General features: G+C 70.8%; 16 protein-coding genes and 1 pseudogene. 9 read left to right on the top strand and 8 right to left on the bottom strand.

Annotated elements, in window-relative coordinates:
- Nucleotides 1–22: 22 nt before the first annotated feature.
- Nucleotides 23–1,120, bottom strand: a complete 1,098-nt coding sequence (locus ACWD5F_RS03040; protein ID WP_451250472.1) for a baeRF3 domain-containing protein — start codon at nt 1,118–1,120, stop codon at nt 23–25.
- 118 nt (nt 1,121–1,238) lie between these two features.
- Nucleotides 1,239–2,852 carry an alpha/beta hydrolase gene (locus ACWD5F_RS03035; protein WP_451251023.1) on the bottom strand — a complete coding sequence of 538 codons (1,614 nt, stop codon included), beginning with the start codon at nt 2,850–2,852 and terminating at the stop codon, nt 1,239–1,241.
- Nucleotides 2,853–3,151: 299 nt separating this feature from the next.
- Here ACWD5F_RS03035 and ACWD5F_RS03030 point away from each other — a divergent pair, with 299 nt between their 5' ends.
- Nucleotides 3,152–3,874 (top strand): chaplin, encoded by a 723-nt coding sequence (locus ACWD5F_RS03030; protein WP_451250471.1) that lies wholly within the window; start codon nt 3,152–3,154, stop codon nt 3,872–3,874.
- 169 nt (nt 3,875–4,043) lie between these two features.
- On the opposite strand, the gene ACWD5F_RS03025 is transcribed toward ACWD5F_RS03030, so the two are convergent.
- On the bottom strand, nt 4,044–5,261 hold the full coding sequence (locus ACWD5F_RS03025) for an MFS transporter (protein WP_451250469.1): 1,218 nt from the start codon (nt 5,259–5,261) through the stop codon (nt 4,044–4,046).
- Nucleotides 5,262–5,355: 94 nt separating this feature from the next.
- Here ACWD5F_RS03025 and ACWD5F_RS03020 point away from each other — a divergent pair, with 94 nt between their 5' ends.
- From ACWD5F_RS03020 to ACWD5F_RS03010, 3 genes are all read left to right on the top strand, one after another.
- Entirely contained in the window at nt 5,356–5,754 is a 399-nt protein-coding gene (locus tag ACWD5F_RS03020; protein WP_451250467.1) for a MerR family transcriptional regulator, read from the top strand.
- Nucleotides 5,755–5,794: 40 nt separating this feature from the next.
- Nucleotides 5,795–6,571: a GNAT family N-acetyltransferase gene (locus ACWD5F_RS03015; RefSeq protein ID WP_451250465.1), complete on the top strand. Its 777-nt coding sequence runs from the start codon at nt 5,795–5,797 to the stop codon at nt 6,569–6,571.
- A gap of 109 nt (nt 6,572–6,680) precedes the next feature.
- On the top strand, nt 6,681–7,601 hold the full coding sequence (locus ACWD5F_RS03010; protein ID WP_451250463.1) for an NAD-dependent epimerase/dehydratase family protein: 921 nt from the start codon (nt 6,681–6,683) through the stop codon (nt 7,599–7,601).
- Between the two features lie 97 nt (nt 7,602–7,698).
- Here the strand turns inward: ACWD5F_RS03010 and ACWD5F_RS03005 are convergent, their stop codons facing one another.
- On the bottom strand, nt 7,699–7,962 hold the full coding sequence (locus tag ACWD5F_RS03005; protein WP_124001295.1) for a GlsB/YeaQ/YmgE family stress response membrane protein: 264 nt from the start codon (nt 7,960–7,962) through the stop codon (nt 7,699–7,701).
- Nucleotides 7,963–8,251: 289 nt separating this feature from the next.
- Here ACWD5F_RS03005 and ACWD5F_RS03000 point away from each other — a divergent pair, with 289 nt between their 5' ends.
- On the top strand, nt 8,252–9,682 hold the full coding sequence (locus tag ACWD5F_RS03000; RefSeq protein ID WP_451250461.1) for a hydrolase: 1,431 nt from the start codon (nt 8,252–8,254) through the stop codon (nt 9,680–9,682).
- A gap of 39 nt (nt 9,683–9,721) precedes the next feature.
- Here the strand turns inward: ACWD5F_RS03000 and ACWD5F_RS02995 are convergent, their stop codons facing one another.
- Nucleotides 9,722–12,436: a glycoside hydrolase family 2 protein gene (locus ACWD5F_RS02995; protein ID WP_451250459.1), complete on the bottom strand. Its 2,715-nt coding sequence runs from the start codon at nt 12,434–12,436 to the stop codon at nt 9,722–9,724.
- Between the two features lie 168 nt (nt 12,437–12,604).
- Entirely contained in the window at nt 12,605–13,789 is a 1,185-nt protein-coding gene (locus ACWD5F_RS02990) for an ROK family transcriptional regulator (protein WP_451250458.1), read from the bottom strand.
- A gap of 112 nt (nt 13,790–13,901) precedes the next feature.
- On the opposite strand from ACWD5F_RS02990, the gene ACWD5F_RS02985 reads away from it, so the two are divergent.
- From ACWD5F_RS02985 to ACWD5F_RS02970, 4 genes and pseudogenes are all read left to right on the top strand, one after another.
- Nucleotides 13,902–15,356 carry an APC family permease gene (locus ACWD5F_RS02985; RefSeq protein ID WP_451250456.1) on the top strand — a complete coding sequence of 485 codons (1,455 nt, stop codon included), beginning with the start codon at nt 13,902–13,904 and terminating at the stop codon, nt 15,354–15,356.
- 156 nt (nt 15,357–15,512) lie between these two features.
- Nucleotides 15,513–16,001 (top strand): annotated as a pseudogene (locus tag ACWD5F_RS02980) (GNAT family N-acetyltransferase); the annotation flags it as partial.
- 27 nt (nt 16,002–16,028) lie between these two features.
- Nucleotides 16,029–16,757 (top strand): phosphotransferase, encoded by a 729-nt coding sequence (locus ACWD5F_RS02975; protein WP_451251021.1) that lies wholly within the window; start codon nt 16,029–16,031, stop codon nt 16,755–16,757.
- A gap of 91 nt (nt 16,758–16,848) precedes the next feature.
- Nucleotides 16,849–17,616: an ArsR/SmtB family transcription factor gene (locus ACWD5F_RS02970; protein WP_451250454.1), complete on the top strand. Its 768-nt coding sequence runs from the start codon at nt 16,849–16,851 to the stop codon at nt 17,614–17,616.
- A gap of 73 nt (nt 17,617–17,689) precedes the next feature.
- Here ACWD5F_RS02970 and ACWD5F_RS02965 read toward each other — a convergent pair whose 3' ends face one another.
- Nucleotides 17,690–18,130 (bottom strand): SPW repeat protein, encoded by a 441-nt coding sequence (locus tag ACWD5F_RS02965; protein ID WP_401723584.1) that lies wholly within the window; start codon nt 18,128–18,130, stop codon nt 17,690–17,692.
- A 134-nt stretch (nt 18,131–18,264) separates the two neighbouring features.
- Entirely contained in the window at nt 18,265–19,638 is a 1,374-nt protein-coding gene (locus tag ACWD5F_RS02960) for a cryptochrome/photolyase family protein (RefSeq protein WP_451250452.1), read from the bottom strand.
- Nucleotides 19,639–19,694 lie beyond the last annotated feature (56 nt).

Raw genomic sequence — 19,694 nt, 5'->3', positions numbered from 1 at the left:
CGTGGCGATGTGAGAGGTCGCGTCAGTAGCGCAGTACGCCCGCGATCCCGTGCACCTCGCCCAGGGTGCCGTCCGGGACGAAGCGGACGTCCGCGCCGGTCTCCAGGCACTGCTCGACGATCTCGTCCACGATGTCCTCGCGGGAGTCGAGGTCGTCGTTCTCGGCCGGGACCAGATGGCCGTCGACGACGTCCCGGACCGTCACCCGGTAGTTCTCCTCGACGGCGAGCAGCCGCACGCGCCCCTCCTGGGCGCTCTGCCAGATCTCGTCGACGCCGGCCGCGAAGGCCTTGTGGCCGCGGGCGGACTCCAGCGCCCGGGTCACCGCCTCGGTGCCGCGGCGGGCCTCGTCGGCGACCAGCGGGCGTACCGCCTGCCACACCGCGTCGGGCGTGCCGTGCGACAGCCCGCCGTGCGCCAGGTGCACGGCCTCCTTGGTGACACCGCCGACCTCGTCGAGGAGCGAGAGCGCCGCCTGTTCACCGGTCACGTACAGCGGCCGCGGCTGCCGGCGCAGGACCAGGCCCATGACACCGTCGGCCTCGCGCAGGAAGTGCCGGGTGCCCTCGTCGCGGAAGGTGCTCGGGATGTCGCCGATCCGCTCCTGGCGTTCGGCGTCGAAGTTCTCCGGGTTCCTGACGAGCGGGAATCCGGAGGAGGTGTCCTCGGTGACGCGGTCGGCGCCGCCGCTCCAGAGGGTGACCCGGTCGGGCGAGACCGACAGCACCCAGAACGGGCGCTCCGCGGCCTGCGCGGAGACGAGGTTGCGGGTCAGGAAGGTGTCCGACAGCACCACGCGCTCCGGCACGGTCCGCGCGAGCGACCACACCTGGTGCTCACCCGGAGCGGCGAAGATCACCAGACCGTCCTCGGCGTGCGCGAGATCCACCTCCGCCAGGGCCTGGTCGAGCTGGTGGACGACATCGGAACGCCGCTCCCGGGTCACCGCGGGATCGGCCTCCAGCTGCTTCTTGGCCTCGGCCACCACATTGCGCAGCCGGACCGGATCCTGGGCGTTCTCGGGTTCCCGGCGATGGGTCGGTGTCAGCACGGACACGGCCGGATAGGGCCGCGGGCGCCGCAGCTCGGACAGGGCTGTGGGACTCAGGTCGTGCTCCATACGAGCACCATAGGACCGTTTCGCCGAGAGGGCATTAGGGGCAAGCGCGACCGGCGAAAGAGACAAATCGCTGCTAGCATCCCGCGCCCCGGTATCCCGGGCCCACAGGTCACCGCGCTCAGGTGTTGTCGTCCTCGGGCCCGCACGAACTCCCGGTCGGCGGCAGGGAACCGTAGAGCAGGAAGCGGTCCACCTTGTTGTGCACGCACTTCGAAGAGGCGTAACCGGTGTGCCCCTCGCCCTTGTTGTCGAGTACGACCGCCGAGGAGCCCAGCCGCTTCGCCGTCTCCGTGGTCCAGCGGTACGGCGTCGCCGGGTCGCCGCGGGTGCCGACCAGGAGCATCTTCGGGCCGTGGACGTCGCGCACCTCGTCGCGGATGTAGTCGGTGCCCTTGGGGCGGCCGTAGCACATCAGCACCTCGGTGAGCCGGTAGCGGCCGAACACCGGTGAGGCCTGCTCGTACTGCTCGCGCAGCCGGCCGAGGTCCTTGGTGATCCGGTCGGCGCCGGGGCGATCGGGATCGTCCGCGCAGTTGATCGCCATCAGCGCCGCCGAGAGATTGTCGAGGGGTACGTCGTCCGCGTCGACCAGGCCGTCGCCGGTGGTCGCCCGGTGGGGAAGGCCGACTCCGCCGGTCGCGCGGAGGGGATAGGCCATTCCGCCGGTCGCGAAGGCCATCACCCCGCGGGTGTCGCCGTCCTCGACCAGCGAGGCGAGGGCGCGTTCCAGGGAGGGCCACATCTCCTTGCTGTAGAGGGCCTGGCCGATGGCGCCCACGAGATCCTGGCCGGTGAACCCCTCGCCGAAGTCCGTCGGCACCGGGTCCTCGTCCAGCGACTGGACGAGCCGGACGACCTGTTCGCGGGCGTCGCGCGCGTCCTGGCCGAACGGACAGGCGATGTCCTTGACGCACCAGTTGACGAAGTCCTCAAGAGCGGTCTGCTGCCCCTCGGCGCCCGCGATGCCCTGTTCGGCCATCGGCTCGGTCAGTGTGTCGACCCCGTCGAGCACCAACCGGCCGACCTTCTTGGGGAATTGGGCCGCGTACACCGCGCCGAGCCGCGTTCCGTAGGAGAAACCGAGGTAGTTGAGCTTCTTGTCGCCGACCGCCTGGCGCATGACGTCCAGGTCGCGGGAGGCGTCGACCGTGCCGATGTGGCGCAGGACGGGCCCCGAGTTCTCGGCGCACTGGGCGGCGGCCGTGCGCAACTGCCGCAGTACGGCCTGCGGATCGCTCGTCCCGGCATCCTCGTCCGAGGACTCCGAAGGCTCGTCGGAGTCGTCCGAACCGTCGCCGCAGCTGACCGGCGAGGACCTGCCCACCCCGCGCGGGTCGAAGCTCACCACGTCGTAGCCGTTGGTCAGACTCATGAACTCGTCTCCGCCGGCGGCGAGTTCGCTCACCCCCGCACCACCCGGACCACCGAAGTTCAACAGCACCGAGCCGCGCTTCTTGCCGGTCGCCCGATAGCGGGCCATCGCCAGATCGATCGTGCCGGCGGAGGGCTCGGCGTAGTCGAGCGGGACCGTGACCTTGCCGCACTGCATGTCCTTGGGCGCGTCCATGTCGCACTTCGACCACGCGACCTTCTGCCGGTAGAAGCGTGAGAGGTCGGCCCGCGCGCCGTCGGCGGCCGCCGCGGGCAGGCCGGCGGCCAGCAGGGCCAGGCCGACGACTCCGGTGAACGCGCAGCGCCGGACCACGGGCCGCGAGGACAGCTTGGCCAGCATCGATGCCTCCTGGGACGCCCACTGCGGACCGGGTGGGACGGCGTCCTCGATCACGATAGGCGGCCACCACAGCCGCCGCCTCCGGGCGAGCGGGGCGGTGCGAACTGCCCTACCCTGTGCGGCCTCGACCCGCATGAAGCCGTTTTACGGCTAGTTCGATAACCGTGCCGCTCGATGGGGTGAAAGGCCGATTAGCCATAACTCTGATGGTTCGCCCGCGTTTTAACCAGTGCGGGCAGCCGCCCGCCTCTCCGGCGCGGGACAGGTGCCCGCGCCCTTGTCTGGAAGGCAGGGACCCTATGCGAAGGGTTACCCGAAACGGTGTGATCGCCGTCGCCGCCGCCTCCGGCGCGATGGTCCTGACGGTTCCGGCGCACGCCGACTCGGCGGCGGACGGTGCCGCGACCGGCTCACCCGGGCTGATCTCCGGCAACACCATCCAGCTCCCGGTGCACGTCCCGGTGAACGCGTGCGGGAACACGGTGAACGTGGTCGGCCTCCTCAACCCGGCCGCGGGGAACACATGCGTGAACGAGGGCGGAGGCAGGGCCGGGGCCGGACCTCGCTCGGCTGCCGACCGCTCGGGCGCCGACCGCTCCGGCGCACACCGGTCCACCGCGCCCGCATCCACCGCCTCCGGCGGCAGCGCGGCGCGAGGCGGCGGAAAGGATTCGCCGGGCATCCTCTCCGGCAACGGCCTCCAGCTCCCGATCGACCTCCCGGTGAACGTCAGCGGCAACTCGGTGAGCGTGGTCGGCATCGGCAACGCGTCCGTGGGCAACGAGTCCGTGAACACCTCCGGCGACCGTCCCCACCCCCCGACGCGCCCCACGCCCGGGCCGTCCACCCCGCCCAAGGCGCACCCCGGCACGCAGGCCGCACCGCACACCCCGGAGCGGGTGTCACCCGCGCTCGCCCACACCGGCGCCGACCAGACACTCCCCGCCGCCGCGGCGAGCGCCGCGCTGGTCATCGGGGGCGCCGCCCTGTACCGCCGCTTCCGGCCGAGCTCGTCGCGCTGACCGCGCCCACGCGGACGCACGGAAGGCCCCACCGGCATCCTCCCCTTCCGGTGGGGCCTCCTTCTCTGACGGTGAGGTGAACTCCTCACTGCTGTAAGGGAGTTGGCGTCTCGCGTCTCTGCGGGGGAGATGGTGGCCTGCGCCCCTGTGGGGGAGTTGGCGCCCCGCGTCACGAGCCGGCCGGCACCCGTCGTCGTACGGCCGGAAAGGCGTACCCGCGACCCAGGACCACCGTCGTCAGGGCTGCCGCGACCAGCGGGAGGGACGTCCAGGGAAGCGCTCCGGGCCCCAACGCGTCCAAGGCCAGGCCCCCGGTCAGGGACCCCGTCGCGATGCCCGCGTTGTAGACGGTCGCCTGAAGTGAGGTCGCCACGTCCGCGACCTGCGGACCGGACGCGTCGACCAGCGCGGTCTGGATCAGTGTGGGCGCTCCGCCGAACGCGACGCCCCACAGCGCGACCGAGCCGAACAGCACCGCGTGCGTCCCGGCGAACAGGCCGAGGCAGAGCATGGCGCCCGCGCACATCGCGAGTGCGGTCAGCAGGGCGGCGCGCAGATGCCGGTCGACGAGCAGGCCGGTGACCCAGATGCCGGCGACCGTGGCCGCGCCGAACACCAGCAGCACCGCGTCCGGTCGGCCCAGACCCGCGTGCGCCGCGAACGGGGCGACGTACGTGTACATCACCTGGTGCCCCAGCAGCAGGAACAGCGTCACCGTCAGGACGGCCGGCAGACCCGGCAGCACGGCCACCCGGGCGAGCGGTGTGCGTGCCTCGCGCGGCTCGCCCGGGAAGCCCGGCACCCGCCACCGCACCCAGCCGATCAGCAGGACCGCGAGCAGGGCGAGCACTCCGAAGACCGTCCGCCAGCCCAGCACCCCGGCCAGCGCGGCCCCGGCGGGCACGCCAAGCGACAGCGCGAGCGTGATCCCGGCGAGCACGATCGCGATCGCCCGCCCCCGCCGCTCGGCCGGCACCATCCGGGCCGCGTACCCGACGAGCATCGCCCACAGCAGACCGCCCAACGCCCCGGCGAGCAGCCGGGCCGCGAAGGTGAGGGCGTACGAGGAGGAGAGTGCGACCACCGCGTTGCTCACCGCGAACCCCGCCAGGGCGCCCATCAGTACGCGCCGGCGCGGCAGTCCGCGCAGCAGCGCGGTGAGCGGGATCGCCGCCGCGAAGGAGGCCGCCGCGTATGCGGTGACGAGGAATCCGACGCGCGCTTCGGAGACGCCGAGTGCGGGTGCCATCCGGGGGAGCAGCCCGGCGGGCAGCAGTTCGGTCATGACGGCGGTGAAGGCGGCCGTGGACAGGGCGAGCAGCCCCGGCCACGGCAGCGGGGCGGGCGCGGACGTGCCGGTGCCCTTGGCCATGGATGCGGTGGACATGGGACCATGGTCGAACCCTCACATCAGTGTGAAGGCAAGGGCGACTTCCTGGAGGCGGCCATGAGGACCGGCGATCTGTGAGGGGGGAGCGGTCGTGAAGATCGGCGAGCTGTCCCGCCGTACCGGCGTCCCCACGCGGCTCCTGCGCTACTACGAGGAGCAGGACCTGCTCAGCCCGGACCGCACCGAGAACGGTTACCGGGACTACGGCGAGCCCGCCGTCCGGGACGTCCAGCAGATCCGCGGACTGCTGGACTCCGGTCTGACCACAGAGATGATCCGGGCGATCCTGCCGTATCTGTCCGGGCCGGACGAGATCCTGCTGCCCGCGGACCGGCTGACCCCCGAGACCGCGGCCCTGCTTCAGGACCACGTCGACCGCATCCAGGCCCGTATCGACTGCCTGGCCCGCAACCGGGACCGGCTGCGGGCCTACCTCGCGGCGGTGCGGCCGGACCGGGATCAGAACTCCGTATCTGTGCAATCTTCCTAAAACTGTTGCCCCTTCGGCCGCCGGGTGTTGGAGTGAGCTCATGGATCATGTAGGTGTACTCGCCCTCTTCGACCGCAATATGCGCGAAGGCGCCCAGCCGGACGGGCCCGACGCACGGGTCGAGCGGGTCGGCCGGGTGGTACGGCAGGTCGCCTCGGCGCGCGGGTGGAACGGCGTGGTCTGGTCCGACCTGGACGAGGCGACCGCGGACGAGGCGATCGCCGAGCAGGTCGCGTACTTCTCCGGGCTCGGGCACGCATTCGAGTGGAAGCTGTACGGGCACGACCTGCCGGTGGACCTGGGGCAGCGGCTCGCCGCCGCCGGGTTCACGGCCGAGCCCGAGGAGACGCTGATGATCGCCGAGGTCAACGACCTCGACCTCGACGCCGAGCTGCCGGAGGGCATCCGCCTGCTGCCGGTCACCGACGCGGCGGGCGTCGAACTCGTCGGGGACGTCCACGAGAAGGCCTTCGGCACCGACGGCACCCGGATGCGCCACCAGCTGCTCGCCCGGCTCACCTCCGAGCCGGACACGATCACCGCCGTCGTGGCACTCGCCGGGGACGAACCGGTCAGCGCGGCGCGCATGGAGCTGGTCCCCGGCACCCGGTTCGCCGGCCTGTGGGGCGGCGGCACCATTGAGGCCTGGCGCGGCCGCGGGGTCTACCGCGCCCTGGTCGCCCACCGCGCCCGCTCCGCCGTGGAGCGCGGCTACCGCTACCTCCAGGTCGACGCCTCCCACCAGAGCCGCCCGATCCTGGAGCGCCTCGGCTTCGAGCCGCTGACCACGACGACGCCGTACGTGTACACGCCGTAGACGCCCTAACGCCTCCTGACCTGCACGGATGGTGGCCCGCACGCACCTGTGGCGCGGGTCACGTCCGGCGGGATGTCACATCCGTGGCCCGTCGGTCCGTCGCATGGTCATGACGACACAGCAGAAGAACCAGAGCATCCTCCTCGCCGGCGCCAGTGGCGTCTTCGGCGGACACGTCACCCGGGCCCTCACCGAAGCCGGCCACAAGGTCACCGGCCTCGGCCGGGGGCAGGCGAACGGCGTCCGGGCCGACCTCATGGACCGGGACGGTCTGCTGCGGGCCGTAGACGGACAGCACTTCGACACCGTGATCCACGCCGCGACCGCCCTGCGCAAGGCGCCCATGCGCCACCGCGACATGTACGCCACCGACGCCCTGCGCGTCGAGGGCACCGCGCACCTCGTCGAGGCCGCGCGAGCCGTCGGCGCCACCCGCTTCGTCTCCGAGTCCATCGCCCTCGGCTACGGCTACGGGGACTTCGGCGACCGGGTGCTCACCGAGGACGACCCGTTCGCCCCGCGCAGCACCTCACCGGAGCTGGAGAAGCACCTCAAGGGCATGCGCATCAAGGAGCAACTCACCTTCGAGGCCGAGGGATTGGCCGGCGTAGCGCTGCGCTTCGGACTGTTCTACGGGCCCGGCGGCACCGACGCGCTCGTGCCGATGCTGCGCAAACGGCAGTTGCCCGCTCCCGCCGACCGCGGCCGCGTCCTGCCCTGGATCGAACTCACCGACGCCGCACGGGCCGTGGTCGCCGCCGTGGAACACGGGCGCGCGGGGCAGGCGTACAACATCGCGGACCGTACACCGCTCGGGTTCCGGGCCCATCTGGTGTGCGTGGCCGAGGAGTTCGGCCTGCCGAAGCCGATGACCGTGCCGCTCTGGCTGACCGCGCCGATGTCGTACGCGCACGTGATGTTCGAGGCGAGCATGCGGGTGTCCACGGCCAAGGCGGAGCGGGAGCTGGGCTGGACGCCCGTGTATCCCGGCGCCCGCGACGGGCTCGCCGCGCTCGCTGCCGCGCGTTGAGAGTGCGCACGAAGCGGGCGGGGCGTCCGTAGGAACGCCCCGCCCGTGTCCGTACAGGTCATGCGGGTCGGCGGCCGGTCGAGACCGGCCGTGTGGGTCAGCGGCGCACCCTGGTGCGGTCCAGCGCGGCGATGCCGACCGCGGCGAGGCCGATCTGGATGAGCCACTCGATCCAGTCAACGCCCTTGGTGTCGGCAACGCCGAACGCCGAGGCGAGCGCCGCACCGATCAGCGCGGCCACGATGCCGACGACGATCGTCAGCAGGATGCCGATGCGCTGCCGGCCCGGTACCACCAGCCGCCCCAGTACACCGATGATGATGCCGATGATGATGGCACTGATGATGCCCGAAATCTCCATCTCCGCCCCTCTTCGTCAAGTACCTCTGCATTAAGCGGATGCCCGCTGCGGGCAGGGACAGTCCGTTCCGTTTTTCAATCACCGGTCAACGTCCGGTCAACGTCGGGCCGGGTGTGCCGGATGACGCCTGTTCACCCCCACTCCTGCCATGTACCGTTCAAGCGGCCGGTCGCGCAGGTGTCTTCCGGTCGCATTTCTACGCGCGCAGATGTGCTGTTTCTACGCGCGTAGTCACGGTCCCGCATCGCTCTCCCCCCATAGCCCCCAACTCCGCACGGAGGTAAGCAGGATGCTCGGACTCCCCAGGTCACGCCACAGACTCACCGCCGCTCTCGCGACGCTCGGTCTGCTCACCACGGGCGCCGCTATCCAGGCGACCGTCACCGCCGCCCCCGCTCACGCGGCGACCACGCACCGGATCCTGTTCGACGACGGCCACGCCGAAGAGGCCGGCAACGCCGACTGGATCATCTCCACCAGCAAGCCCGACCCGCTCTCCCAGGACTCCACCCCGTCCGCCGAGACGGACTGGACCGGCGCCCTGTCCTCGTGGGGCGTCGCCCTCCAGAAGACCGGCAGTTACAGCCTCAAGACCGCCACCAGCGCGCTGACGTACGGCGGTTCGTCGACGACCGACCTGTCGAACTTCGACACGCTGGTCCTGCCCGAGCCCAACACGCTGTTCACGACCGCCGAGAAGACGGCGATCATGAACTTCGTGAAGGCCGGCGGCGGTCTGTTCATGATCTCCGACCACACCGGCGCCGACCGCAACAACGACGGCGAGGACGCGGTCGAGATCTTCAACGACCTGATGAGCAACAACAGCGTCGACTCGACCGACCCGTTCGGCTTCTCCGTCGACACCCTCGACGTCAGTTCCGGCTACCCGGCCGCCATCAGCGACAGCACGAATCCCGTGCTGCACGGTTCCTTCGGCACGGTCACCAAGAGCCTGATCGCCGACGGCACCACGGCCACGCTCAAGCCCGCCGACAACTCCTCGGTCAAGGGCCTGCTCTACCGCTCCGGTTACTCCGGCAACACCGGCGCCTTCTTCGCGACCAGCACCTTCGGCAGCGGCCGGGTCGCCTTCTGGGGCGACACCTCACCGGTCGACGACGGCACCGGCCAGTCCGGCAACACCCTCTACGACGGCTGGAACGACACCGGCGCCACCAACGCGCCGCTCGCCCTCAACGCCACCGCCTGGCTCGCCGGTGAGGGCGACAGCGGAGGCGGCGGCGACGGTGGCGGCGACGGCACCTGCACCGCGGCCCAGCTCCTGGGCAACCCCGGCTTCGAGTCCGGGGCCACCACCTGGACCGCCAGCAGCGGTGTCATCACCAATGACAGCGGCGAGGCCGCCCGCACCGGCTCCTACAAGGCCTGGCTCGACGGCTACGGATCCGCCCACACCGACACCCTGTCCCAGTCGGTGACCGTCCCGTCCGGCTGCTCGGCCACGCTCAGCTTCTATCTGCACGTGGACACCGCGGAGACCACCACCAGCACCGCCTACGACAAGCTGACGGTCACCGCAGGATCCACCACCCTGGCCACCTACTCCAACCTCAACGCGGCCTCCGGATACGTCCTGAAGAGCTTCGACGTCTCCTCGCTGGCCGGCACCACCGCCACCATCAAGTTCAGCGGCGTCGAGGGCTCCACCCTCCAGACGTCCTTCGTCGTCGACGACACCGCGCTCAACGTCAGCTGAACTACGTGGGGCCCGGCCCCCCGGACCGGGCCCCACGGGTCACTGAGCCGGGACCGTCCGCTCCGCCGTGTTCCAGCCGGAGACCCGCACGTTCGGCGCGGATCCGTGCAGATCGGCCGTCCGGTAGGTGGCGGTCAAGGTCGTCGACTCGCCGGGCCACAGGCTCACTTGGTTGTCGGACCACCGGACCGGCAGCACCGGTTTGCCCTGGGCGTCGACCAGATGGACGTCCGTGAGCAGTGAAGGCGTCTTCCCGGTACCCGTGTTGCGGATAGTGACGGTCGTGGTCGACGTGCCGTCCGCCGACACCGTCGATCCCTGGGCCGACACCGGCGCCTGCGCCATCGAGCTGAGCCCCTTCAGATCCGCGTAGCTCGTCGTCGGCGTGTAGTACCAGTCGGTGTTGTCCCAGTCGAGCGTGTCGGGCTTGGTGGAGAGCCAGTACACGTTCCGGCTCACCTCCTTGCCGGACGCGTCGGTCAGTGTCAGCCGCACCAGGTACGTCGTCGACAGTCCGCTCACCGACGCGGGCAGGGTGAGCGGGGTGCTGTGCGCGCCGTCGCCGGCGACCGTCACCCCCGTCACGCTCTTGTCGTACTTCTGGGTGCCGTCGGTGTTGAACAGGGTTGCCCGCGCGGTGAGTTGGCCCGCCGAAGCGTGCCGGTTGTTCACCACGGTGACCGTGCGGTCGTCGTAGGAGTACTGGATGTGCAGCGGCTCGCCCGCCTTCTTCGCGCCGAAGTAGGCGCCGCCCTGGTCGAGGTAACGGTCCATCAACTGCCAGTGCAGGGAGGTCCAGCCGCTGTTGAACATCCAGTACACGACACCGGTCGAGGGCTTGGAGGCGTCGGTGGCGTTGCGGCCGTACGCCTCGAACTGGGCGCGGACGTTCTCGTACTGGGCGAGCTGGGCCTTGCGGACGTAGTCGGCCAGGCCGGTGGGGGCGCCGTAGCGGCCGGTGAGGGCGTTGTCGTAGAGCTTGAGGGTGGCGAAGGTCGAGGACGGCGAGCGGTGGTACTGCTTGGCGTCCGGGTTCTTCCAGAGGGTGTCGAGTTCGGCGGGGGTCATCATGCGGCGCAGGGTGTCGAGGGTGGGGATGTCGGGGCCCGCGCTGGTCTCGGAGTTGAAGCCGGTGGCGCCGCCCTCGCGCTTGGCGTACCAGTAGTTCGGCGGGATCCAGTCGTAGGGGCCGGTCATCTTCATGCCCGAACTGCCGCTCACCGGCGACGACTTGGCCGATGCCGCGGCGACGACCGGGGTCTTCCAGTCGGCGGCCTTCAGCGCGTCGAGGTAGGTCTTCTCGATGGTCGCGTCCGGGGCGAAGTCGCTGCCGATGAGGAACGAGATGACGCTCGGGTGGTCGCGCAGCCGGGCGGCCTCGGCGGCCATCGACGCCCCCGCGACCGGGTAGTCGGCGGCGGTCCACGGGTCGCCCCGCTCACCGCCGTTGACCTGGCCCTCCCACTTGTCGCAGCACTCCCAGCCGGGGAGGGTGAGGATGCCGTAGCGGTCGGCGAGATCGAAGAACTCGTCCGGCTCGATGTGCCCTTCCAGGCGGATGGTGTTCAGGCCCAGGTCGAGGGCGTATTTGAGGCGGTCCTCGACGTAGGTCCGGTCCCAGCGCAGGAACTCGTCCGGTGACCAACCGCCGCCCTTGATCAGCAGCTTGCGGCCGTTGATGCGGTACTGGCGGGCGCCGTCGGAGTTGAGCGGTGCCTGCACGTCACGGATGCCGAAGGTCTGGTGCGCGGTGTCGGAGGCGGTGTCGGCGGCGGAGGCGGTGAGGTCGAGGGCGTAGAGCGGCTGGTCACCCATGCCCGCGGGCCACCACACCTTCGGGGAGGTCAGGTGGAGGCCCGGGACCTCGGCGGGGGTGAAGGTGACGGTCTTCGTCTCGTGCGCGGCCAGGGACACCGTCTTCTCGAAGGACGTGGTGCCGATGCTGCCCGCGACCTTCGCGGTGACGGGCGCGTCCGAGTCGTTGCGGGCCTGCGCCTTGACCGTCAGGTCGGCCGTGGCGAGCGCCGGGACGGCCAGGGTGGTCACCACGTGCGCGTCGCGCAGCGCGACCGGTCCGCCGCGCCGCACGACGACATCGCGGACGATGCCCATGTTCTCGTCGGGCGGCGGCTGGAGCCAGTCGATCCAGCCCATGGTGAGGTTCTTGTTCGGGTCGTTGGGCTGGATGCGGAAGGCGACCGTGTTGGTGCCCGAGCGGACCAGCGAGGTCACGTCCAGCTCGTGCCGGGTGTAGGCCCCGGTGACGTCCTTCGTCGTGGCGACCTGCTTGCCGTTGACGTACACGCCGGCCGCCGAGATCACCCCGCTGAAGTCGAGGTAGGTGCGCTCGGAGGTGTCGGCGACGGTGAAGTCGGAGCGGTACCACCAGGGGACCTGGAAGTCGGTCTTCGGGATCTTCTGCTGGTTGGTCGAGTAGAAGGGGTCGGCGTACACCCCGTCGGCGAGCAGCGCGGCGAGGACGGTGGAGCGCGGGCCTGCCGGGTGCCAGCCGCTCGTGGGGTAGCCGGGGGAGGAGACCGTGGCCGCCGGGTCGCTCACCTTCGCGGTCGACTGGATCGCGTAGCCGGACAGCGGGGTGGCGCCGCCGGCCTTGGCCGAGACGTGGGTGGTGCGGACGTGCGGGGCGCTCTGGTGCGGCTCGGTCCACGCACTCGTCGTGAGGGTGCCGAGCAGGGCGAGGGTGAGGGCGGTCGTGGCGAGCGGGCGGCGTCCGGCGGTGGGGCGACGGAACACGGGGGTCTCCAAGCCGTCATCGGGGCCTCGGCGGGGAGCGGGGCCTCATCGGGTTCAGGGCCGTCAGCAGTTTCAGGGGCGATATCAAGTTAGGAAACTTTACTAACGCGGCTCAAGGTAGGGCGGCGCATGGGCCCTGTCAATCACCGGAGCCCTTCGCAGAGTTGGTCAGGACGCGGCCGACCGGCGCTCGAAGACCACGTCCCGCGCGGTCCCGAGCGCCGTCGCCACCGCGCCAAGGAGCACCGCGTCCTCGCCCAGCCGGCTCGGCACCACCTTGGGCCGCAGCGGGGTGAGCGCCCGCAGGTGCTCCCGCACCGGGCGCAGCAGCAGGTCGACGCTGTGCCCCACCCCGCCGCCCAGCACCACGAGATCCGGGTCGAGCACCGCGGCCGCCGCCGCGACCGTGTGCGCGATCCGCTCGCCCTCCAGCTGAACGGCCTTCACCGCGGCCGGGTTTCCGTGCCGGGCCGCGTCGAACACGGCCTTGGCCGTCAGCTGCCCGCTCATCCCGAAGGTGCGTGCCGCCTCGACGACGGCCACCCCCGACACCGCGTCCTCGAGCGTTTCGGGCTTCTGCTGCCCGGGCCACGGCAGGAACCCGATCTCGCCGGCCAGCCCGTGCGCGCCGGTGAACAGCTTGCCCTCGGCCACGACGCCCATCCCGAGACCGGTGCCGATCAGGATGTACGCGAACAGCCGGCTGCCCGCGCCGACGCCATAGGTGTACTCGCCGAGCGCGGCCAGGTTGGCGTCGTTGTGCACCTCCAGCGGGATGCCCAGCTCCTCGCCCATCCGGTCGATCAGGCCCGCCCGGCCCCACCCCGGCAGATGCATCGCGTACCGCACCCGGCGCCGCTTCTCGTCGTACACGCCCGGTGTGCCCACCACCCCGTGCACCACCTCGGCCGGGTCGACGCCGGAACTCTCGACGACCTGGCGGGCCGCGCCGACCACCAGGTCGGCCATGGCGGCGGAGCCGCGGGCGCGGTTGCGGACGTCGGCCCGGGCGACCACCGCACCGTCCAGGTCGGCCACGGCGACGCGCAGCCAGCTGCGGCCGACATCGACCCCGAGCGCGTACCCGGCGGCCGGGTCGGGGGCGTACAGCACGGCGGTGCGACCGCGCTCGGGCGCGTGCGTGCCGACCTCGTGCACCAGGCCCGCCGTCGCCAGCGAGGCCAGCGCGCTGGAGACGGTCGGCTTGGACAGGCCGGTCTCCCGGGCGAGTTGGGCGCGGGACGCCGCTCCGGCGGAGCGCAGCCGGTCGAGGAGCAGTCGCTCGTTGGTGCTGCGCAGGCGCTGCCGGTTCCACGGCTGTCCCTGCTGCTCTACGACGTCACTGGCGGGCATCGCACCATTCTCACGCATAGAGGGCTACCTCTTGACGCATCAAGTAAGGCTCCTTAACTTTATCGCCCAGTCAGCCCCGCCGGGCGGCTCGCGCCCATCTCCAGGAGTCCCCATGTCCGGTAGCCCGCCACCCTCGGGTGGTTTCGTCCGGCGTGTCGGCCTGTTCCAGGCCACCGCCATCAACATGAGCCAGATGTGCGGCATCGGGCCGTTCGTGACGATCCCGCTGATGGTCGCCGCGTTCGGCGGCCCGCAGGCGGTGATCGGCTTCGTCGCCGGTGCCGTCCTCGCGCTCGCCGACGGCCTCGTCTGGGCCGAGCTGGGCGCCTCGATGCCCGGCTCGGGCGGCAGTTACGTCTATCTCCGCCAGGCCTTCCAGTACCGCACGGGCCGGCTCATGCCGTTCCTGTTCGTGTGGACGGCGATGCTCTTCATCCCGCTGATCATGTCCACGGGAGTGGTCGGCTTCGTCCAGTACCTCGGCTACCTCGCACCGGACCTGGGCCAGACCGGCGGCGACCTGATCGGCCTCGGCGTCATCGCCCTGGTCGTGCTCCTGCTGTGGCGCGGCATCGAGCACATCGCGCGGATCACCGCCGTGATGTGGGCGGTGATGATCACGTCGGTGGTGCTCGTCATCGCCGCGGCGGCCTCGGACTTCAGCCCCCACCTCGCCTTCACCTACCCGGCGCACGCCTTCGACCTGATGAGCGACCACTTCTGGCTGGGCTTCGCCGCGGGTCTGACCATCGGCATCTACGACTACCTGGGCTACAACACGACCGCCTACATGGGCGCCGAGATCAAGGACCCCGGTCGCAACCTGCCCCGCTCCATCCTCTTCTCGATCGTCGGCATCATGGCGATCTACCTGCTCCTCCAGATCGGCACGCTGGGTGTCATCGACTGGCATCGCATGACGAATCCCGACGACATCGCGTCCACATCCGTCGCCTCCGCTGTCCTTGAGGAGACCTGGGGCAAGGGCGCTGCCGACACGGTGACGGTACTGATCCTGATCACGGCGTTCGCCTCGGTCTTCGCCGGTCTGCTCGGCGGTTCGCGCGTGCCCTACGACGCGGCCCGCGACCGGGTCTTCTTCCGCCCCTACGCCAAGCTGCACCCCAAGCACCGGTTCCCGATGCTGGGCCTGGCCACCATGGGCGTGATCACCGCCATCGGCTTCCTGATCGGCCGCCACACCGACCTCGCGACCCTGATCCAACTCCTCACCACGGTCATGGTGATCGTCCAGGCGCTGGCCCAGATCATCGCGCTCACGGTGCTCCGCCGACGCCAGCCGACCCTGCGCCGCCCCTACCGCATGTGGCTCTACCCGGTACCCAGCATCATCGCGTTCGTCGGCTGGTGCGTGATCTACGGCTACGCCGACCGGAACTCCCCGGGCCGACACTCCATCGAATGGTCCCTGGCCTGGCTCGCCCTCGGCTGCGCCGCGTTCTTCCTGTGGGCGCGGTACGAGAAGGTCTGGCCGTTCGGCCCGAGGGAGATCACCGAGGAGTACGTCACCGAGGTGCCCGCGGACGCGGAACCCGCCGGCACCTGACGGCATCCGCCGGTACCTGATGCCACCTGTCGGTATCTGTCGGCACGCTAAAATCCCTGCCACCTCAGAAAGCCTCCCCGGCACCGTCCGCCGGGGAGGCTTTCTGCGTGCCCGCCCGTCTCCTCGGCCACCGCGCCCTTCCCGCAAGGGAGTTCCATGTCCGCCGTATCCGTGCGCCCCGCCACCCCCGACGACCGCGCCGTCATCGAACGCCTCTGGCTGATGTTCCGGCACGACCTCTCCGGGATGCGCGGGGTCCTGCCCAACCCCGACGGCACCTTCCGCGCCGAACGCGTCGACTCGGCGCTCACCGAACCGAGTTGGGCGCCCTACCTGTTTCTCCAGGACGACCGCCCCGTCGGCTTCGCGTTCGTACGCGGCCTGGACAGTACGACACGCGTACTGAACAGCTTCTTCGTGGTGCGCGGCGCACGCCGCTCGGGCATCGGTCTGCGCGCGGTTCTCGAGATCGTCGCCCGGCATCCGGGCGCGTGGGAGATCGCCTTCCAGCACGACAACCCGCCCGCGGTCCGCTTCTGGCGCCGGGTGGCCACGGAGGTCGCGGGCGACGCGTGGCACGAGGAGCCCCGTCCGGTGCCGAACCGCCCGGAGCTGCCGCCGGACCTGTGGATCTCGTTCCGTACGGAGAGGGAGGCGGCCGGGGGAGAGGCGGTGCTCAACGGTGGCGCTGTGAACCGAGTTGTCAGGGTCGGGGCCACTGTGCGCCGTACACCCTCCGACAGATCCGACTACGTCCGTGACGTACTCGCCCTGTTCGAGCGGCACGGCTGGCAAGGGGCGCCCCGCCACCTCGGTACGGACGATCAGGGCCGGGAGATCCTCGACCACATCGAGGGGCGGGCGGCGGTGGCTCGGTGTGAGCGGGATGCCGCCCGCACGGACGCCGGACTGGCCCAAGTCGCGCGACTGGTACGGGAGTTCCACGACCTGACGGCCGGTACGGAGTCGGCGGCGGGCGGCGAGGTCGTGTGCCACAACGACCTCGCGCCCAAGAACACGGTCTACGCCGTCGACGGCGACCGATGGAGTCCCCTCGCCTTCATCGACTGGGACCTCGCGGCCCCCGGCCGACGCGTCCACGACGTCGCCCACCTCTGCTGGCAGTACCTGGATCTGGGCCCGGGCGTGGCGGACGTGCCCGAGGCGGCGCGCCGGATCGGGCTGATCTGCGACGCGTACGGGCTCACCAGCGGCCGGGACCGGCTGCTCGACACGATTCTGTGGTGGCAGGACCGGTGTTGGCGGGGGATCGAGGCAGGGGCGGACCGCGGGGAGCCGGCCATGGTGGGGCTGCGTGCGGCTGGGGTCGTGGCGGAAGTGCGGGGCGCCTATGAGTGGGTGGCCGCGCATCGGCGGGAGCTGACGGTGCTGGTGGAGTGACGCGGGTTGACCTGCGTAGATACCCTTTCCCATTGACATGCAGGCAATTACCTGCATAACTTTGTGTGTGCGATCGGAGAACGACTCAGGGATGGACAAGGTCTTCAAGGCGCTGGCCGACGAGACGCGCCGGCGGCTGCTCGACCGGCTGCACGAGCAGAACGGTCAGACGCTGGGTGAGCTGTGCGAGCACATCGAGATGACACGTCAGTCGGTCACCCAGCACCTGGCGGTCCTGGAGGCCGCCAACCTGGTCAGCGCGGTGCGGCGCGGGCGGGAGAAGCTGCACTACCTCAATCCGGTCCCGCTCCACGAGATCCAGGAGCGGTGGATCGACAAGTTCGAGCGCCCGCGCCTGAGCGTGCTGAGCGCCGTGAAACGACGAGCCGAGGAAGCCATGACCGACAAGCCCACATTCGTCTACGTCACCTACATCCGCAGCACGCCCGAGAAGGTCTGGGAAGCGCTCACCGACGCGGACCTGACCGCCGTCTACTGGGGGCACCGCAATGTCTCCGACTGGCGCCCCGGCTCCCGCTGGGAGCACGTCCGCCTCGACGGCTCCGGCGTCGCCGACGTGGTCGGCTCCGTCGTGGAGAGCGAGCGGCCGACCCGGCTGGTCACCACCTGGGGATCGCCGGAGAACGAGGGACGGGAGGACACGTTCTCCCGCGTGACCTTCGACATCCAGCCGCACGAGGACATCGTCCGGCTCACCGTGACCCACGAGGACCTCAACGACCAGGGCGAGCTCGCCGACGTGTCGCTCGGCTGGCCGGCGGTGCTGTCCAACCTCAAGTCGCTTCTGGAGACCGGCAGTCCGCTCCCGCAGGAGCCGTGGTTGGTCCCGGGCCGCTGAGGCGGCCGCGGACGTGGAGGTGGCCGGTCCGCGTGCGGTGCGGACCGGCCACCTCTCGTCCCGTCCTTTCGGGCTACGCCTTGGGCGCGCTCCTCGCCGACGCGACGGCGCACAGCAGGCCGAGGACCACGGCCAGCGCGCCGATGATGATGTTGTTCAGCACGACACCGGTGTCCGGGCTGTCGCCGACGATCCATGGCGAGACGATCATCCACACGCCCAGTGCGGACATCGCCCAGCTCAGGCCGTACATCCGCGCCGGAGCGGCGGTGAACCCGAGCCCCAGCAGGCCGATCGCGATGCCCACGATCAGGTTGTGGGTCACGAGGGCGGGCTGGCTCGTCGTGTAGTGGAGGATCCAGGGGGATACGGCGCAGTAGAGGCCGAGCAGGAACACCGGGCCGTCCATCAGCGCCACATCGCGACCGCCGAGCATACGGGCGTACCGTGCCCGCATTTCGGAAACATCAGGGTGGCTGGTGATGTCACCGCTGGTGTGCGAGACGTTGGCCATGAGTCGTCTCCTTTGACTTGCAGGCCTGACCGCGGCTGATGCGGTCTGCGGACAAGTGCCGCTTACATCCATTCTGCTCTTATTTATCCTTTATGTGTAGTTCTGGGTGGTACGGGCTTCCTCGCCCTGTTCTCTCAGTCGAGCCCGCGGGCCTGCTTGAAGCGGGCGAGGCCCTCCGCGAGGTCGACGACGGGGTCCGGGTAGTCGTCGATCGCGGCGCGGTCGAAACCGCGCAGTTTCCACGGCTCGTGCACCGACGAGCCTTCGAGGGCGGCGAGTTCGGGCACCCAGCGCCGGACGTACGCGCCGTCGGGGTCGTAGCGCTTCGCCTGGGTCACCGGATTGAGGACCCGGTTGGGGCGGGAGTCCGTGCCGGTGCCGGCCATCCACTGCCAGTTGAGCTGGTTGTTGGCCACATCGCCGTCCACCAGCAGATCGAGGAAGTGGCGGGCGCCGACGCGCCAGTCGACGTACAGCGTCTTGGTGAGGAAGCTCCCGGCCAGCAGCCGGCCGCGGTTGTGCATCCAGCCCTCGTGCAGCAGCTGGCGCATCGCCGCGTCGACCACCGGGTAGCCCGTACGGCCCGCCTTCCACGCCTCGACGTCCTCGCGGGCCGTGTGCTCGGTCCGCCAGGGGTCCCGCTTGGTGCGGTAGTCGGCTTGGGCGGCCGCCGGGCGGGCGGCCAGGACCTGGCGGTGGAAGTCCCGCCACGCGAGCTGCCGTACGAAGGCGTCCGCTCCCGGTCCGCCCACCCGCCTCGCCCGGTGGACGAGTTCCACGGGGGAGACCGTGCCGAAGTGCAGGTGCGGTGAGAGGCGGGAGGTGACGTCTCCGGCCAGGTCGTCGTGGCCGTCCTCGTACGTCGTGATGCCCGCGCGCAGCCAGGCCGCGACCCGTTTGCGCCCCTCCACCTCGCCGCCGGGGGCGAGCGCCGGCGACAGCCCCGACAGGTCGGCGCGGGAGGGGAGCGGCTCGGAGCCGACACCGTCCGGGACGCGCACTCTGCGGGGCGCGGGGAGAGGGGTGCGCGCCGGCTGTGCCGACCAGTGGCGGAGGTACGGGGTGAACACCGCGAAGTGGTCCGAGGCGGTCGGCGTCACCGCGCCCGGCGCGACGACCGTCGTCACCGTGTCGTGCACGCACAGCCGCCGCCCCACCGCCTCCAGGGCGCGCCGCAGCCGTCCCTCGCGCAGTTGCGCGTAGGCGCTGGCGTCGGCCGCCATGTGCACCTCGGTGGCATCCGTCTCGGCGGCCACCTTGCACACTTCGTCGACCACGTCACCGGAGCGGAGCACCAGCCGGCCGCCGCGCTCGCGCAGACCGGCGTCGAGATCGCGGAGACAGTCGGCGAGGAACGCCAGCCGGTTGGGCGCGGCGAATCCGGCGTCGGCCACGGCTCGGTCGCGCACGAACAGGGGCACCACCTGCCGGTCCTCGCCAGCGGCCCGCAGGGGCGGGTGGTCGTGCAGGCGCAGGTCGGAGGTGAACAGGACGACCGAGACGTTCATGGTGCGGACTCCGGAGGGAGGGGGGACGGCGGACGGTCTGGTGTTTCGGCGAGGAA

Source organism: Streptomyces sp. NPDC002499 (genome assembly GCF_053595415.1).
The sequence above is the reverse complement of the archived record's forward strand: the minus strand, read 5'-3'. Positions and strand labels throughout refer to the sequence as shown.